Genomic DNA, 17,020 nt, shown 5'->3' with positions numbered 1-17,020 from the left:
AACCAAATCGTTAGGCCGGACCCGAGAGGAGGTCTTGTCGTTGAGTATAGACAGTGAAGTCGTTTCTGCCTACCCCCGTGGGGTCGGCGTGTCGCGTGTCGCGGCGTGGGACCTCGCGGTGGCGATCTCTCCCCGCGACTCTCTACGGGTCCAGCTCCCCGCCGCCGGCGGCGGGTTCTCCTCGCAGTACATCGGCAGAGCCTCGATCGACGGGCCGGCGCCGGAGGCCCCGTGGGCGGTCCACCTGACCGACACGGCCGGCCGGTTCCATCTGGTCGCCTTCGACCTCGACGGCAAGACCGAGGCCGCCGCCCGGCAGGCGGCCGCGGACCGGGACCGGATCACCGGCTGGCTGGATCAGGTAGGCATCGAGTACCTGGTGTGCGCCTCGGGCGGCATCGGGCAGGGCTGGCACATCTGGCTGGCCCTGTACGACGGTGTACCGGCCGCGGTGGTGCATGCAGTCACCGATCGGGTGAAGGTCGCCTGCCCGACCCTGGACCGGGCACCGCTGGGGAACCTGGTCACCGGCTGCGTCCGCCCCCCAGGCGCCCCCCACGCCTCCGGCGGCACCTCCCGGATCGTGGCCGGCGACCCGCAGGCCCTGACCCGCGCCTCCACCACCGCCGACGACCTCCACCGGCTCGCGGACCTGGTCGCCGAACACGTCGCCGCCCTCCCCGAACTGACGCGCCTCGACGACGACATCCTCGCCGGACTCCCCCGCGACTCCCACGGCCATCCCTACCTGACCGGCGCCCTCCGGCCCCTGCCGGCCGCGGTGTCGGCCGCGATCGGGCAGTACCCCGTCGACGCCTCCTCCCACCTGTTCACGATCCTGCTGTCCATGGCCCGCTCCCGCCGACGCTTCGACGACGTCATCGGTCTGCTGCACTCCCCCGGCCTGGAACACATCCGCACCCTGCGCGACCCCCACACCGGCCACCGCACCCCCCGCCCCACCGCCGGCCCCCACTCCCCGATCGCCACCCTGACCCGGCAATGGCGCCGCGCCGTCGCAGTCGTGGCCACCACCGGCGACCGCCACGGCTCCGACCACACCTTCCTCACCCGCGCCGAACACCTCGCCCTCGACGTCGAGAGCCGGCAGCAGCGCGCCGACGCCTCCCCCACCCGCTGGAGCGGCCCCCACGGCGCCACAGACCGCCGCATCCTCGACGCCCTCCACCTGATCGCACTCGACGCCGTCACCCCCGACGTCGACGCCTCCATCCGCCACCTCGCCCTCCGCACCGGGATCTCCCGCGAAAACACCCGACTGGCGCTCCACCGCCTCCAAGCAGACGGCTGGACCCAACTCGTCACCCCCGCCGCCGGCACCCACGCCGCCACCTGGACCATCGACCCCAAACGAGATATCCACAACACCCTGGAGTCTCTCCGGTCACAAGCGGTCCCACCGCGCACCCCACCCCCGGCCACAGGCACCACCCGCGACCGCCTCCGCACCACCCTCACCGCCCGCCAGGAGACGGCCCGACACGACCTGTTCACCCGACGCGGACTCGGCGTCGAAGTAGGAAACACCTACGCGCGCCGGCACGACACTCCCCCACCCCAAGCCGACGCGCTCCAGGACCTCACAGACGCCGGCCTCCTCCACCCGCACACCCCCGACCACCTCGACGCCCTCGCCCAGGCCCGAGGCGTCCACGGAACCCTCGCCAAACGCGAACTCACCTACAGCATCGAACAGGCGATGTGGCGCTGGTGGATCGTCGAACTCCAACGCACCCGAGATCGACACCGCCACCAACCCGCCCTCGGCGACAAAGGCCCCTGGAGCCAATGGGGCAAACACCCACGACGACCCGACGGCCGCGCCACCTTCAGACAAGCACGCCTCCAGCTGCTCCTCGCAGCCTGACCACCAACCACACCCCTGCACCCCCACTCCCCCACCCACCCCTCCGCCGACGAGCCGAACTCGGCCACAGCCCTCGAAGGCAAGCGGTGCGAAGCACCGCGCGGCAGCACAAAGTGTCAGTGGGACCTGTCGTGGTCGCGCGAGCCCCAGTCGCGGCTGAATACCGCTATCAGAGTTAGTACCGGTGATAGCGGCGTACCTAGCAGGCGCTTACCGTCACCGCCACTAGTACTGACAACGGCAATAGCACTATTGCTGTCATGAGTACTAGTAGTGGTAGCGGTAGTGTGTGCTTGACCCAGCGACGGGTGGTGAGGCTCTAGTGGTGAGCGGCACTACTAGTACTGATAACGGCAAGGACGCCTGTGCCCGCATTGGTACTAGTACTGATGCGGTGGGATTCCCCGGCGTGTCGCGGGTCTCTAGCTGGGGATTGCCAGCAATACTGGCAGTAACCCTATGGGCGGTAGTAACGGCGATGGAAAGGTGGCTTGCATGTCACATGCTCGAGTCGTGGCGGTGGTGAATCAGAAGGGTGGGGTCGGCAAGACGACGACCGTGTTCCACCTTGCGCGTGCGGCGGCTCGCCGGGGCCGCCGGATCTTGGTGATCGATCTGGACCCGCAGGCGAACTCGACGGCTGCGTTGGCGGAGGTAGAGCCGGACCAAGTAGGCATCGCAGATGTTCTGAAGCGGCCGCCGGAGGCCCTGGCGGATGTTCTTGTCGAGGGGCCGTGGGGGATCGATGTTGCGCCATCATCGGGTGAGCCGCTGGCGTGGGTCCGTGATCAGCTTGTGGGGGAGACGATCGGGCGGGAACGGCGACTAGCGACTGCCCTGGCGTCTCTTTCGGAGTACGACCTAGTCCTTATCGACTGTGCGCCGGCTGTCGACCAATTGACCATCAACGCGTTGGTCGCGGCCCAGCTGGCGCTGATCGTGACTGAGGCGAAGCTGTTCTCGGCGAACGGATTGGGCTCGTTGCTCAACACGATCCATGGGGTGAGGACGAACTACCACGCCGGTCTGCGGATCGCAGGAATCGTGGTCAACCGTTTAGAGCAGCAGACTGTCAGCAGCGCGCATTGGCTCAAGGAGATCGACGCGCTTGCCGCTGAGCTCGGCGTTGAGGTGTACAGCCCCAAGGTGCCGAAGCGTGTGGCTATCGCGGACAGCGTTGAGGCTGGAATCGGCCTCGACGAGTGGGGTGGTGTGGACGATTTGGCTGCGATCTACGACGGATACCTGGACAACCTGGAGAGGGCATTGGCATGAGAGACCGACCACAACCCAAGAAGTCGACAATCGCGGGTCGATCGCCCATCCCTGTGGAGGAGCCGGTCCTTGAGAAGGTCACCGCCGAGGCTGCGCCGGAGAGAAGTGTGGCCCAGCCGCCCGAGTTGGTCCCCGCGGTCGTCGTTCAACCTCTGCCGGCGACGCCAGCGAAGCCAGGGGAGCCGCGTTACCCGAAAGTGTCGATTTACATGGACCCCGAGCGGGCGGATCGAGTTCGTGCGGCCTACATGCACACCATGTCGCACCTCGGCACGCAGAGTTTCTCGAGCTTCATGGGCCGTGCCGTGATGGCTTACGTCGAGCAGCTGGAGAAGCAGTTCAACGATGGGGTGCCGTTCCCCCAGGTCCAGGGTCGGATGCCTCTCATCCGAGACTGACCGTTCACCGAAGCAAACTGCCGCTATCACCGCTAATGACGGTGATAGCGGCAGTTTTGCCTTCCCAGGGGTTGGTTCCGCTGTAGAGGGACTTCGTCGGGGTTCTACGAATCGAGGACAGGCGGGGCAATGGGATCGGCCCTCGTGCCTGTGGATAGTGGGAAGTGAGGCGCGACCTTGACGAACAAGAAGGCAAACACACCGAAGGAGGACGTAGTGATCGAAGGTTCGTATGAGGTGTTTGCGCTGGTTGATGAGGCCAGTCACCTGATGATGTACGACGACACGGTTCCTGGTTTCACAGCCTTGGACATCGTTGCCTGCCAGGTGATGGCGTCTGATCTGGCGCATGGTGCTGACGAGGTGACGCTCGAGCTGCCGGCATCGGTGGGAGAGTGCATTGACCAGGCAGCTCGTAGGGCTGCGGACTGGGATCCGGCCCAGCTGACCACCGAGGCGCTTCGGCTAGTGCTGCTCCTTTCCGATGTTCGTCACACCCTGGTCAAGGGCTGAAGTGGCCAGGTTTGAGCGAGCAGTTCGGGCCGCCGCTGCGGTCCTGAATGGGGGCAGTGTGTCGCTGAACACTTGGGCGCACACCGTCAGCCAGTGCGATGAGCTCCTCGGTGGGGCTGATCCGGCGATCCGACGCGCCGCTGGGGTCCGCTCGCTGGTGGTTGTAGAACCCTTGCAGCTTCGACGCACCGCTTTGCGGGAGGTGGGTCTAGATGTACTACCGGGCACGCCGCCTAATCAGCGTGAACGCCAGGAGTTGCGCGCGGTTGCGCTGTATGTCACTCGTGCTGCCTCCCGCCGGGCGGAGGGTGCGTCCAAGCTCGTGCTGGTAGGGGTGGAGCGCAGTCTGCTTGAGGCGACTCCTCCGATCAGGACCTTCGAGGCCGGGCTGAATGAATGGCGACTGACTCTCGCGTCGACAATCGACACGATTGACCCGAGTGCGGCTTTGGTCGTGAGTCGTACCCAGTACTCGCTGCTCAGCGCCGGGGCGACTGCGATGAAGGGCTTGGAGGTCGCCGACGGTGTTGGCCACGAACGCCTCCTGGTGGCGCTGGAAGCAAGTCGCATGCAGTGGCTCCGGGCGTACGAGGTGTGGAAAGAGATGCTCCCGCGTCAGACAGCCCCGACGGACGACCTCCGTAAGGCCATGCTGGCGCTCCAGCTGACAGCCACTCAGTCCAGCGAGGCCGACAAGCTTCGCGGCCTTCTGGCTACTGGGTTTGGTGGGAATCTGGCGGCCGCGTTGGCGGTGACGCCTGCTGATATGCGGGCTGAGTCTGATCTGGTGGCTGCTGCGGTGACGTTGGAGCAGCGCAGTGATCTGGCCGCCGTAGTCCAGCCTCGTCGGGTCAGTGACCCAGAACCGCCTGGGAGGCCGCCGATGGGGCCGGGCGTGGGCCCGGCGGTGCAGTTCACCGCGGACACGAGTCCGACGCAGCGGGTGGCAGAGCCGAGGAGTGCGTCGCCGGATCCGGAGAGGCCGAGAATCGAGGATCACGTGGCGCTGGTCGAGCTCGCGGGGCAACGTGACGCTGGGGTGATCGCTGCGGCGGCCAGGTCGGGTGTCGCGGAGGCCCAGGCCTTGACAGCGGGCGCGTCGCCCGGCGAGTTGGATGCTCTGGTGGAGCGGGGCCGGTTGGCGCGGGCGGCGATCGTCGCGTCGGGTGTGGCGGCTGCTAAGCATTGGAGCAGGAAGATCCCACCCGATCAGGTCCATGCGCGTGACGAGTACGTGGCGGAGGCGTCGTTGCGGATGGCGGAGATCGTGGACTCGTGGGACCCTCGTCGCGCGTCGTGGGGGTCGTTTGCGTTCCAGCACGCCGGCTACGCGTTCTGGGACAGAAACCGCCGTCGGGCACAGAGCCGGGAGGTGGTCAGTGACCGGATTGGGGACTTCGCCAGCGGGTTGGACCGCGTCGTGGGTCCGGTCAGTGTTCCACCCGAAGATGTGGTGCTGCTCGGGCAGGAGCGCGAGCGCGTGGCGCAGTTGGTGGAGGGGCTGCCGGGTCGGCTGCGTGAGGTGATGGCGGGTCGTCTGGGGCTGGCCGGTGAGCCCAAGACGTTGGCTGCGGTGGGGGAGGAGACGGGATCGTCGGTGTCCACTACCCACCGTGATGCCCGCGAGGGGACCAGGCTTCTTGCCGCCCGCTACCTCGGGCAGGAGCATCAACCCTCGTCGACATCGAGGTCGGCTGCGCCGGGTCCGGTGACGTTGCGGCTCCTGGCGCAGGTGCTGCAGTCGGGGGAGGGCCCGGTGGGGGAGTCGGTGGCGGTGAGGCCGGAGCATCGGGGTGGTCGGCCCGCCCCTGGTGTGCGGGGGGTGTCGCGGTGAGGCGGGCCCCTATCCTGTGGGCATGTCAGTGGCAGAGCGGCTCCGTGAGGCACGGCTGGCCGCGGGTCTCACGCAGGCGCAGCTGGCTCAGCGGGTGGGTGTCGCGGACGGCACCCGGGTCGCGGCGTGGGAGCACGGCCGCTCGACGCCGCATCCGGCGACCTGGGCGACGATCTGTTCACTGCTTGGGATCGAGCTGGAGGAGGCGGGGGTGGTGACCCTGCGGTCTCTTAGACTGCGCCGTGGCTTGACTCCTGACGACGTGGCTGCAGAGCTGGGGGTGGCTGCTGGCACGGTGCGACGGTGGGAGTCGGGGGCTCACCAACCGCGGGCCAAGCACGCGCAGCGGCTGGCCGAACTCTACGGAGTCCCCACCCTCCCCTGAAGTGACCAAAAGTCACTAGTTATATAGATACGTTGAGGGTAGGTTCACGCTATGGGACCACTGTGCCCGGGTTGATAGAGAGTGTGACCATGACTATGGCTCCAACAGGAGACGAACCAACTGCGAGGCCGCCGATCGTGACGGCGCCGGCCGCCAGGACCCAGCGTCGGCCGCTGTTCGCGGTGTTAGCGGGACTGCTCATCCTGCTCGGCGCGGCCGGGGGAGCGTTGGTGTTCTGGTCGACCGGCTCCACCGTCGAGGCAGTCGCCGCCCGTGTCCCCGTGGCCCGCGGGCAGGTGATGACCGCCGAGATGTTCACCACCGTGCAGATCGCCCCCAACCAGCAACTCGCCTACCTCCAGGCCGACGAGTTGCCCGCCCTGTTGGGGAAACGTGCCGCACACGATGTCGCGGCCGGCTCCCTCGTCGGCCCGACCGCCGGTGTCGAGGCCATGGTCCCGGCGACGGGCCGCACCGTCGTGGGTCTGTCATTGCCGCCTGGTGCGGAGCCGGCTGTGCCATTGCAGGTCGGGGACCGGGTGCGGGTGATCCTGACCGAACCGGCCTACGCCTGCGCGGCGGGGGAATCCGGCACCATCGACACCCCCGACGGCACCACCACCCCCCAGTGCACCGTCAACGTCGTGATCCCGGCCGTGGTGGTGGCTACCGCCCGCGACGAGGCTTCTGGCCAGGTCTCGGTGTCGGTGGACGTCGCGGAAGCCGATGCGCCGCGTACGGCGGCGGCGGCCGCGTTGGGTCGTGCGGCGCTGGTCCTCGACAGCCGGGACACCTGATGGCTGTCTACGCGCTGACCTCCGCTGCGGGTTCGCCTGGGGTGACCACGACCGCGTTGGGCCTGGCGTTGGAGTGGCCGAACCAGGTGCTGCTGGTCGACGCCGACCCGGTCGGTGGGTCGGCGATCCTGGCTGGCTACTACCGCGGCACCGTGGCTCATCCCGGCACCCTGGTGGAACTCTGGTCGGCTCACCGCCAGGGCGGACTCGAGGCCGCGGTGCGGGAGTTGCCGCTGCGGCTGTCGGAGACCGCGTCCCTGATCCCCGGCCCCGCCGGCGCCGCGCAGGCCGGCGGCCTGACGGATCTGTGGCCGGCGCTGGCGGCGCAGCTGCGGGTGCTGTCCCAGCTCGGCGTCGACGTCCTGATCGATCTGGGCCGTCTCGGCCACACCCATGTTGCGACCCCGCTGGCGCGTGCCGCCGACGAGCTGCTGCTGGTCATGCGCTCGGATCTGCCGGCGGTGGCGGCGGTGGCGGCCGCGGAGGTGCCCTCGGAGGCCCCGGTCCGTGGGCTGCTGATCGGCCCCAACCGCCCCTACACGGCCCACGCCGTCGCGTCGGTGATCAAACGCGAGGTCAGCGTGTCGTTGCCGTGGGCGCCGGAGGAGGCCGCCGTCCTCAGCCACGGCCAGCCGGAGCCGAAGCGTGGCCTCAAGCTCCGCAAGGCCCTGCGCCAGGCCGCCGAGGAACTCCACACCACATCCATCACCGCCCTGGGGGTTTCCGCATGAGCGACGCACTCGAAGCCGCTGCCGAGATCGACCCCGGCACCCTGGCACTGTTCACCCAACCCACTCCACCGGCGGGCCGGACCCGCGGCAGCTTCCGCATGCTCACCACCGACGAGCCACGCCGCCAAGCCCAGCAGGCGCCCGATGCGCAGCCCGAGCTGGTGCGGGCGGTGCTGGCACCACGGGTCCAGCGCCGCCTGGCGGGGGAGATCGACTGGGATCTGGTCGACACGCTCCGCGAACGGGTATCGGCGGAACTGTCGGAGCGCGACCCCGACCCCTCGACGCGCGAGGACGTCGGGAGGGAGATCATCGCGGGCGTGCTGGAGGAGGAATCCCGCGCCTCCACCGTCCGCGGCCAGCTCACCTGGACCCTGGACCACCAGGACCAGCTCGCCCAAGCCCTGTTCGACGCCGTCTTCCGCCTCGGCCGGCTGCAGCCCTACCTCGACGATGACGCGGTGGAGAACGTGATCATCTCTGGCTTCGACAACGTGCTGGTGGAGAACAGCGACGGCGAGCTGGTCCCCGCCGCGCCGGTCGCCTCGAGCGATGAGCAGCTGATCGAGTACCTGACCTTCATGGCCGCCCATCAACCCAAGCCGCGGGAGTTCTCCGAGGCGGCGACGAAGCTGCACCTGGCGCTGCCGAACCGGGCGAGGCTGTTCGCCTCGGCGTGGGTGACGTCACGGCCGACGGTGATCATCCGCCGCAACCGCCTCATCGACGCCGGCTTGCACGAGCTCGTCGCCCTCGGCTCCCTGTCCTCGGTGGCAGCCAGCTTCTTGTCGGCGGTGGTGCAGGCCCGCATGTCGCTGGTCGTGTCCGGGGATCAGGGCACAGGGAAGACCACGATGCTGCGGGCGTTGGCCCACGAGCTCCCGGCCCACGTGCAGATCGGCACCATCGAGACCGAGTACGAGCTGTATCTCAAGGACACCGGCGACCACCAGGTTGTCCACGAGTGGCAGGCCAACCCCGGCTCCGGAGAGATCGGACTCAACGGCCGCCGCGCCGGCGAATACACCGTCCGCGAAGCCCTCGAAGACTCCCTCAGAGCCAACCTGTCCTACACGATCGTCGGTGAGGTCCGCGGCTCAGAGATCGTGACCATGTTCAAATGCATGCAGTCCGGCTCCGGCTCCATGTCCACCACCCACGCCCGCACCGCCGAGGGAGCGATCCGCAAGCTCGTGACCTGCGCGACGCAGGAAGGTGCCAACATCACCCGCGAATACGCGCTCAACGTGATCGCCGAGGACATCGACGTGATCGTCCAACTCCAGGTCGAATCCGTCCAACACCCCGACGGCACCTGGCGGAAACGCCGCTGGGTGTCCGAGATCATCGCCGTCGAACCCGGCGAAGACGCCAAGGGCTACGCCACCACCACCATCTTCGCCGCCGACCCCGGCAGCCACCGCGCCACCGCCCGCATCCTGCCACCACAGTTCCGGGTCCTGGAGCGGTTCGGGTTCGACCTGGCTGGCTTCAACGCCGAGAGGGGGACCCGTCCATGACTCTCCTGGCAGCCCTGTCTGGTGCGCTGATCGTCGCCGGCCTCCTCGGCCTCATCTACGCGCTGACCCCCCACCCCGTCACCCCCGCGAAGGCGCCGCGGGTCCGCCGGCGCCGCCGGCTGTCGAAGGTCCGCACCGTTGCCCTCGCCGGGCTGGCCGCCGGCGCCGTGATCGCCGTGGTGACCGGGTGGCTCGTCGCCCTGGTCATCGCACCGGCCGTGTCGGTGATGGTCTACAGGATGGTCACGGGCAGGGCGAAGAACCGCATCGAGCGGCTCAACGCCCTGGCGGACTTCGCCCGCGCCCTCGGCGGCGTCCTGACCGTGGGCCGCGGCCTGGAGCAGGCGATCCTGCACGCCGCCCGCTCCGCCCCGGCCGCGCTGGCCCCCGAAATCGGCAGATTGGCGGCACGGGTCCGCGCGAACGTCGCCACCGCCACCGCGCTGCGCCTGTTTGCCGATGAGTTGGATGATGCGACCGGGGACCTGTTCGCCGCGACCCTGATCCTGGCCGCGGAACGCCGCGGCCCCGGCGTCGCCTCCGCCATGCAGGGCCTCGCCGAATCCATCGACGAGGACGTCAAGGCCCGCCGCCAGGTCGAAACCGAGCAGCAGAAGGCGCGCACCGCCGCCCGCATGATCACCATCATCTCCGCGCTGCTCCTTGGAGGGCTGTTTCTGGCCGGCAGCTACGTCGAGCCCTACCGCACCCCCCTGGGACAGGTCCTGCTGACCGTCTTCATGTCCATGTACCTGCTCGCGTTGGTGTGGATGGGCCGCATCTCCGCCGCCAAACCGCTGCCCCGCTTCATCGGCGCCGGCGTCACCGGACAGCCCGCCACAGCCGACACCGCTGTCGCCGGGAAGCAGGGGGGTGTGCGATGACCGCGCTGCAGCTGGCCATGCTCTCGGGCGCCACCATCACCGCCGGCCTGGTCATGCTCGTCGCCGGCCTGGTGCCGGCCCCGACCCACCTCAAAGACGCGATCGGCCGTCTCCAACCCCGCATCACCCTCGACAGCCCCACCGGGCCGGCCGTGGATGCGGAGGTGCGGCTTGGCCGCTGGGCTGAACGCCACCTCCCCGCGATCATCTGGGGCGCGGCACCGGAGAAGGACCTGGCCCTGTTGGGGCGCACCAAGGCCACGTTCTACGGCTCCAAACTGATCTCCGGCATCCTCGGCCTCCTCGTCGTGCCCGTGATCAGTGTGGCGACGATGCTGCTCGGCCTCCCGATCCCGATCGCGGTCCCCGTCCTCGGCTCGATCGGGTTCGCGGCCATCATGTGGTTCCTACCGAACAACGAGCTCCGCGACCAAGCCGCCAAGGCCCGCGAAGAATTCAGCTACGCCCTGGTCGCGTTTGTGGAAATGGTGGCCCTCGAGCGGCTCTCCGGCGCCACCGTCCCCGAAGCCCTGCTCCGCGCCGCCGACACCGGCGACTCCTGGGTGTTCCAGCGGCTGGCCACCGTGCTGCGCCGCACCCAATACACCGGCCAGAACCCGTGGGACGCGCTGGCGGACATGGGCCACCACTACGACCTGCCCGATCTGGTCGACCTGGCCGACATCATGCGCCTGGCCGGCGCCGACGGCACCCGCATCTACTCCTCACTACGCGCCCGCGGCGCCGCCATGCGCAACGCCACCCTCAACCAACAAATCAGCCGCGCCAACGCCGACGGGGAACGCATCGCCATCCCCGTCACCCTGCTCGTCCTCGTCCTGGCGATCACCCTGGTCGTCCCCGCAGTCCTCCGCATGATCTAACCCGAAAGGAACCACTTCGATGCTTGCCCTCTACAGCTACCTCACCGCCACCCTCCACACCCATGTCCGGGTGCGGGATGAGCGGGGCCTGTCCCAGTCCACCGAGAACGCGATCCTGCTCGCCGGCGCCGTCGGGATCGCCGTCCTGATCATCTCCGCGATCACCGCATATGTGCAGGCCAACCTCCCCTCCTGACCAGGACCAACGGGGCCTCAGCTCCAGCGTCCTGGCCACCATCCTCTTCCCACTCGTCCTCAGCTCCCTCTGGCTGACCATGCAGTGGGCCATGCTCACCTGGGCACACGCCACAGCACAGGCAGCAGCACAAGACGGAGCCAGAGCCGCAGCAGCCCTCAACGCCACCGGAACACACGGGCAGACAACCGCTACCCGAGCCGCCGACAACGGATCCATCGACAACCTCCACGTCACAGCCGACCGCGCTGCCCGACTCGCCACGGTCACCATCACCGGCACCGCCCTCCAAGTCATCCCCGGCTTCCCCGTCACCATCCAGGTCACGGCCACCTCACCCACCCAACGACTCACCCCATCCTGACGGAGACGAAGAGATGATGATCACACGACTCGCACCCGCAGCACTGGCCGCACTACTCCTGCTCGGTGCCTGCACCCCAGAGCCGACGGAGACGCCGACACCGACGGCCAGCACACCGGCCGCGACACCCACGATCACTCCGTCCCCGAGTCCGTCCCCGAGTGCGTCACCGTCCCCGACCAGCACCCTGTCACCTGAACAGGAGGCGGCCCAGGCGGGGGCGGTGGAGTACTTCCGGGCGGTCAACGCCGTCCGTAGCGATCCCGACGCAGACTTCCAGCAGGTGGCGAATGCCACCACCGGAACCCATACCTCGGCCGAGGCGCAGCTCATCGGTGAGTACCGCAGCCAGGGCGTTGTCCAGACCGGCGAGAACGTCTACACCTACAAGGGCGTCGGGCCCGTCGTGGAGGCCGGGGGAGTGCGCTCGGTCGAGGTCCGTGTCTGCAGCGACAGCCGAGGCAGCGATATGGTCGACGCCAACGGCAAGTCTGTTCTCGACCCTGCCCGGCTCCGTTTCGTCGACTTCAGGCTGGACATGGTCCAGGTGGGCAACAGCTGGCGGGTGAACGGCGGCCAGAGCGAGGCGGTCGAATCATGCTGAAGCGCCTCTACCCAATGGTGATGCTCGCTGCCCTACTCGTCGGCGTAGCAGTCCCCACGGCCTCAGCTGAAGGCACCGGCGGTGCCTTCCTCAACGAGCACACCATCATCGTGAGCGTCCAGGTCCCCGGCTCATCGGGGGGTGGTGGCAGGGGGCAGGGGAGTGCTGGTGGTGGTGGTTCGGCTCCGTCGGGGTGCTTCACCGGTGGCGGTGCGGAGTTGCCCTGCACCCAGTGGGGTCTGGTCTGGCGGCCCGACCTGCAGTGCTACGCCCGGGTCAAGCCATACCAGCCTCCGTTGACTGACGCTGTGTGGGAGGGAAACACGACCGGGACGATCATCGAGTGCCGGATCGGCACTGAGGGTGGGTGGAGTAACACCTGGGACTTGTGGGCGGCTGCGGCGCAGTTGGCTGCTCCGCCGGATCCAGCGGAGCTCGCCAGGCGGGCGGTGGAGCGGATGCAGCTCGAAGCGATCCGGATGGGCACCTTCCCCGAACAAGCCGAACGCGCACCCAGAGACCTCGGCTACGTCGGCTGGAATGCGTGGATGTGGGTCGCCAACCCGACCCCGTCGACGTGGGGGCCCATCACCAAGTCCGTGTCGGAGGCCGGCTACACCGTCACCGCCACCGGCCAGGTCGACAAGGTCGTGTGGGACATGGGCGACGGCACCACCATCACCTGCGGCCAAGGCAAACCCTGGCGCTCCATCTGGGTCCACAACGAACCATCGCCAGATTGTGGCCACATGTACGCCAAGGATGGCGAGTACACGATCACCGCCACCTCCCACTGGGTGGTCAACTGGTCCGGCATCGGCCAGAGCGGCACCATCACCACGCAGCTGTCCGACACCGCCACCCTGCGGATCGCCGAAGTCCAGGTCGTCAACATCGTCACCCCCGAAAGCTGACGACGATGAGGCGTGATGGGCAGCGGGGGATGATGGTGGCCGTCGAGACCGCCATCATCCTGCCCGTCCTACTCGGCATGGTCGGGCTGCTGGTGGTGCTGGCCACCGGCGCGTTGGCGCAGATGACGGTGGACTCGGCCGCCTCCCAGGCCGCCCGCGCCGCCTCCCTTGAACGCGACACCGGCACCGCCACCGCCTCCGCACGCCAGGTGGCCGCCTCCACCTTGACTGAGTCCGGTACCACTTGCCGCACCTCCAACGTCGCCGTGAACGCCGCCGGGCTCCGCGCGCCGCTGGGGACCCCGGCCGTGGTGTCGGTGACGGTGACCTGCACCGTCGACCTCCAGGTCGGCCTGCCCGGCTTCCCCTCCACCCGCACGCTGACCGCCACGAAGACCTCCCCGGTCGACACCTACCGGAGCCGACGATGAACCCCCGTCACGCGCTGACCCGCCCGGGTCGGGGTTCTTCTGGGCATGGGAAGCATCGTGGGGAGCGGGGGATGGTGTCGGTGTGGGTGGCGGTGGCGTTGGTGGCGTTCATCGTGACCATCGGCATCGGTGTCGATTTCGCTGGCCACGCCGGCGCCGCCCAGCACGCGCGCGCCGTCGCCGACGAAGCAGCCCGGGCCGGCGGGCAACACCTGACCCTCGACTCCGGCCGGGCCCGCCCCGATGTGCATACCGCCATCGCGGCCGCCAACACCTACGTCGCCGCCTCCCCCTACACCGGCTCCACGGCGATCAGCGGCGGCGACACGATCACCGTGACCGTCACCGGCAGCTACGACTGCCAGTTCCTCTCCATCATCGGCATCACCACCCTGCGCGTCGAAGAAACCGGAACCGCGACCGTGAAATCCGTCCTCGGAGGAACCGAACAATGACCCGCACCCTCCGCAGCCTCGCCGCCATCCTCGCCATCGCCGGGATCGTCGCCGGCGCACCCTGGCTGCTGATCCAACTCGGACAACTCCCCGGCTTCCTCCCGAGCTGGGATCGCCTCGCGGGGATGCTGCTGGCCCCCGACTCGGGCCGCTTCCTGCTGATTCTGGTGTGGGTCGCCGCGTGGGTGCTGTGGGCCTGGCTCACGATCTTGATCGCCGTCGAGGCCGTGGCGTTGCTGCGCGGGGTGAAAGCGCCGCGGCTGCCGGCCGCGTCGATGCCGCAAGGCCTGGCCCGGGCACTGGTCGTCGCGGCCGCCGCCGCCTTCATTGCCACACCCCTCAACGCCGGCGCAACCCAACCAGAGATCCCCCCAGCCGCCGTCCCGGCGGCCGCTGCAATGCCGGGGGCGGTGGCGCTGCCCAGCCAGGACCCCCGCCCCGAACCACCCACCGCACCAGCTCCAGTAGTGGAGTCGGTGGTCGTCGACGAGGGCGACACCCTGTGGGATCTCGCCGAGGAGCACCTCGGCGACCCTGGTCGCTGGCCCGAGCTCTACGACGCCAACAAAGGCACCCCACAGCCCACCGGGCACGTCCTGCAGGACCCCGACCAGATCGACGTCGGCTGGACCCTCACCCTCCCCGGCCAACCAGCCCGAGCCTCGGAAGTCGAACCGGCACCCCAGACGCAGCCGGAGACTCCTCGACGTGAAGCCGTCACCGCCCTGCTCCCCGCCGAAGACATCGCCCCCGTCGAGACGCCACCTACCGCCATCCCGTCGACGACACCCTCGGTCACGCCCTCCGCCACGCCGTCTGCCGCGTCTGCCGCACCCCAGGCGGCCTCCTCCGCGACCGCGGTGCCGGTGACCCCGCTCCGCGCAGAAGCCACCGCCGTGGACGTCGCAGACAACACCGTCGCTGCGCCGATGTATGCGTGGGAGGTCGCCGGGCTCCTCGGCGCCGGCACGTTCCTCGGCGTCGGCATCTCCACCCTGCTCGGCGCGCGACGCAGGGAACAGTTCAGAACCCGCCGCCCCGGCCGGATGATCGCCACCCCCGACCCGGTGGTGGCCCCGATCGAGCAGACTGCACAGCTGGCCACGAGCCTCTCCGGTCTCCTGGTGGCCCGCCTCGACCAGGTGCTGCGCCGCCTCGACCCCCACACCACCCTCACCGCCGCCGTGGTCGCCCGCGACGCTTCGATCGTCGTGCACGCCCCCGACCATCTCCCCGCCCCCTGGATCCAGGACCGCGACGGGTGGCTGCTGCCCAACACCGCCCCCGTGGAGACCGTCGGGGACCTGGTCCAGGACCGGCCGTGCCCCTGGCCGCTGCTGGTCACCATCGGCGCCGACACCGCCGACCGGGTCGTGCTCCTCAACCTCGAACACGCAGGCCTGGTCACGGTGTCCGGGGATCCGGTGATGAGCGCCGACTTCACCCGCTACCTCGCCGCCGAACTCGCCATCAACCCCTGGTCCGACAGGGTCCGGATCGCCTGCAGCGGCTCCGCCACCCAGGTCATCGGCATGTCCTCCGAACGCCTGGATGCCGACCTCGACGAGATCCTCACCATCGCCACCACCAACGCCGCACGCGCCGCACACAACGCGGTGGCAGCGTCTGAGGGCCGCGCCGTGCAGGCCGGCGACGAAACCTGGCCGGCGGCCGCCGTCATCGCTGGCAAGCCGGCGGAGGACCTCGAGCAGCTGGCCGCGCTCATCGCGAACCACCCCCACCAGACCGGGGTTGCCCTCCTCACCCTCACACCCAGTGGAGGGGATCTGGCGCTAACACCAGCCGGACGCATCCGAGGATTCGGGTTCGAGCTCACCGCCGTCGGCCTCACCGAGGACGAAGCAGCCGGCTGCGCCGACCTCCTCGCCGCCGCCACCCGCGATGACACCCCACCGGCACCGGCCGATCAGTTCGTCGACGTCACCGGCAACCTACTCCCCGAGCACCGCGCCGACCGCGACAACGACGACAGCGACACGGTCGAGTCGGTGCTCCCCGAACCCGACCACGCCTACATCGAAGCCGCCGCCGTCACCAGCGATGACCTGATCACGGTGGCGCCCCGGGTGCCGGAACCGGTCGCCGAGGCGCTGCAGGACCGGGATCCGGACCTTGATGCGCAGGTCCGGGCCTGGTTCTCCCCGCGCTGCCCCTACCCCCGCCTGTCTCTCCTCGGTCCCGTGACCGCCCGCTGCCACGGCAAACCGCTGGCCAAGCAGAAGGCCTACTACACCGAAGCCCTGGCCTACCTCGCCCTCCACCCCCACGGCGTGACCGGCGACCAGGTCGCGGCAGCCCTCGGCATCACCGTCGAACGGGCCCGCACCGTCATCTCCACCCTGCGCCTGTGGCTCGGCACCAACCCCGCCACCGGCAGCCCTCACCTTCCCGACGCGAAGAGCTCCCCGCAGGCCAGAGCCAGGGGAGTGGGCCTCTACCTCGTCGAAGACCTCCTCGTCGACGCCGACCTGTTCCGCCGCCTCCGAGCCCGCGGCCTCGCCCGCGGCCGCGAAGGCATCGAAGACCTCGAAACCGCGCTCCAGCTCGTGACAGGCCGCCCGTTCGACCAGCTCCGCCCCGCCGGCTGGACCTGGCTCATCGACGGAGACCGCGTCGACCATCACATGATCTGCGCCGTGACCGATGTCGCCCACATCCTCGTCACACACCACCTCCAAGCAGGCGACCTCGACGCCGCGAAACACGCCGCCACCATCGCCCTGACAGCCGACCCCGACTCCGAATCCGCACGCCTCGATCTCGCCGGCATCATGGTCCACGACGGCCACTCGACCTCTGCACGCCAGATCCTCGCCGACGCCCTCGGCGAGGATGCAGACCTCGACCTGAGCGAGCGTGCAGTCGGCATCCTCAGCGGCAAGGACTGGCTCAAGACGGGATGAGCGTTGTCGAGCGGTGGCCTGTC

Annotated in this window: 18 protein-coding genes; all 18 read left to right on the top strand. The window is 69.1% G+C overall.

Going from position 1 to position 17,020, the window contains the following annotated elements:
• Positions 1-88 precede the first annotated feature (88 nt).
• The gene (locus ACX1D3_RS16965) at positions 89-1,888 is read left to right on the top strand and encodes a hypothetical protein (protein ID WP_458996626.1); all 1,800 of its coding nucleotides are present in this window, start codon (positions 89-91) and stop codon (positions 1,886-1,888) included.
• 513 nt (positions 1,889-2,401) lie between these two features.
• On the top strand, positions 2,402-3,163 hold the full coding sequence (locus tag ACX1D3_RS16960; protein WP_458996625.1) for a ParA family protein: 762 nt from the start codon (positions 2,402-2,404) through the stop codon (positions 3,161-3,163).
• Positions 3,160-3,561 carry a ParB family protein gene (locus ACX1D3_RS16955; protein WP_458996624.1) on the top strand — a complete coding sequence of 134 codons (402 nt, stop codon included), beginning with the start codon at positions 3,160-3,162 and terminating at the stop codon, positions 3,559-3,561. Before ACX1D3_RS16960 ends, ACX1D3_RS16955 begins: the two co-directional genes overlap by 4 nt.
• Positions 3,562-3,738: 177 nt before the next feature.
• The gene (locus tag ACX1D3_RS16950; protein ID WP_458996623.1) at positions 3,739-4,074 is read left to right on the top strand and encodes a hypothetical protein; all 336 of its coding nucleotides are present in this window, start codon (positions 3,739-3,741) and stop codon (positions 4,072-4,074) included.
• A 58-nt stretch (positions 4,075-4,132) separates the two neighbouring features.
• The gene (locus ACX1D3_RS16945) at positions 4,133-5,908 is read left to right on the top strand and encodes a hypothetical protein (protein WP_458996622.1); all 1,776 of its coding nucleotides are present in this window, start codon (positions 4,133-4,135) and stop codon (positions 5,906-5,908) included.
• A gap of 22 nt (positions 5,909-5,930) precedes the next feature.
• Complete coding sequence (locus ACX1D3_RS16940; RefSeq protein WP_458996621.1) at positions 5,931-6,293, top strand: helix-turn-helix domain-containing protein; 363 nt, start codon at positions 5,931-5,933, stop codon at positions 6,291-6,293.
• Positions 6,294-6,430: 137 nt separating this feature from the next.
• Positions 6,431-7,090, top strand: coding sequence for an SAF domain-containing protein (locus ACX1D3_RS16935; RefSeq protein WP_458996620.1), 660 nt, complete (start codon positions 6,431-6,433; stop codon positions 7,088-7,090).
• Positions 7,090-7,821 (top strand): CpaE/TadZ family protein, encoded by a 732-nt coding sequence (locus ACX1D3_RS16930; protein ID WP_458996619.1) that lies wholly within the window; start codon positions 7,090-7,092, stop codon positions 7,819-7,821. The genes ACX1D3_RS16935 and ACX1D3_RS16930 overlap by 1 nt, the downstream gene beginning before the upstream one ends.
• Positions 7,818-9,341 carry a TadA family conjugal transfer-associated ATPase gene (locus ACX1D3_RS16925; RefSeq protein WP_458996618.1) on the top strand — a complete coding sequence of 508 codons (1,524 nt, stop codon included), beginning with the start codon at positions 7,818-7,820 and terminating at the stop codon, positions 9,339-9,341. Before ACX1D3_RS16930 ends, ACX1D3_RS16925 begins: the two co-directional genes overlap by 4 nt.
• Positions 9,338-10,225, top strand: a complete 888-nt coding sequence (locus ACX1D3_RS16920) for a type II secretion system F family protein (RefSeq protein WP_458996617.1) — start codon at positions 9,338-9,340, stop codon at positions 10,223-10,225. The genes ACX1D3_RS16925 and ACX1D3_RS16920 overlap by 4 nt, the downstream gene beginning before the upstream one ends.
• Complete coding sequence (locus ACX1D3_RS16915; RefSeq protein WP_458996616.1) at positions 10,222-11,109, top strand: type II secretion system F family protein; 888 nt, start codon at positions 10,222-10,224, stop codon at positions 11,107-11,109. Before ACX1D3_RS16920 ends, ACX1D3_RS16915 begins: the two co-directional genes overlap by 4 nt.
• A gap of 19 nt (positions 11,110-11,128) precedes the next feature.
• On the top strand, positions 11,129-11,305 hold the full coding sequence (locus ACX1D3_RS16910; RefSeq protein WP_458996615.1) for a hypothetical protein: 177 nt from the start codon (positions 11,129-11,131) through the stop codon (positions 11,303-11,305).
• A complete protein-coding gene (locus ACX1D3_RS16905; RefSeq protein ID WP_458996614.1) occupies positions 11,280-11,669 on the top strand; it encodes a TadE/TadG family type IV pilus assembly protein in 390 nt (129 codons plus the stop codon). Before ACX1D3_RS16910 ends, ACX1D3_RS16905 begins: the two co-directional genes overlap by 26 nt.
• A 223-nt stretch (positions 11,670-11,892) precedes the next feature.
• Positions 11,893-12,273 (top strand): hypothetical protein, encoded by a 381-nt coding sequence (locus ACX1D3_RS16900; protein WP_458996613.1) that lies wholly within the window; start codon positions 11,893-11,895, stop codon positions 12,271-12,273.
• Between the two features lie 296 nt (positions 12,274-12,569).
• Entirely contained in the window at positions 12,570-13,187 is a 618-nt protein-coding gene (locus ACX1D3_RS16895) for a hypothetical protein (RefSeq protein WP_458996612.1), read from the top strand.
• A 5-nt stretch (positions 13,188-13,192) separates the two neighbouring features.
• Positions 13,193-13,618 (top strand): TadE/TadG family type IV pilus assembly protein, encoded by a 426-nt coding sequence (locus tag ACX1D3_RS16890; protein WP_458996611.1) that lies wholly within the window; start codon positions 13,193-13,195, stop codon positions 13,616-13,618.
• A 113-nt stretch (positions 13,619-13,731) separates the two neighbouring features.
• Positions 13,732-14,073: a hypothetical protein gene (locus ACX1D3_RS16885; protein WP_527252190.1), complete on the top strand. Its 342-nt coding sequence runs from the start codon at positions 13,732-13,734 to the stop codon at positions 14,071-14,073.
• Positions 14,070-16,997 (top strand): tetratricopeptide repeat protein, encoded by a 2,928-nt coding sequence (locus tag ACX1D3_RS16880; RefSeq protein ID WP_458996609.1) that lies wholly within the window; start codon positions 14,070-14,072, stop codon positions 16,995-16,997. The genes ACX1D3_RS16885 and ACX1D3_RS16880 overlap by 4 nt, the downstream gene beginning before the upstream one ends.
• Positions 16,998-17,020: the final 23 nt, after the last annotated feature.

Source organism: Tessaracoccus yangjingae (genome assembly GCF_054483935.1).
This window is presented reverse-complemented; position numbering and strand designations above follow the sequence as displayed.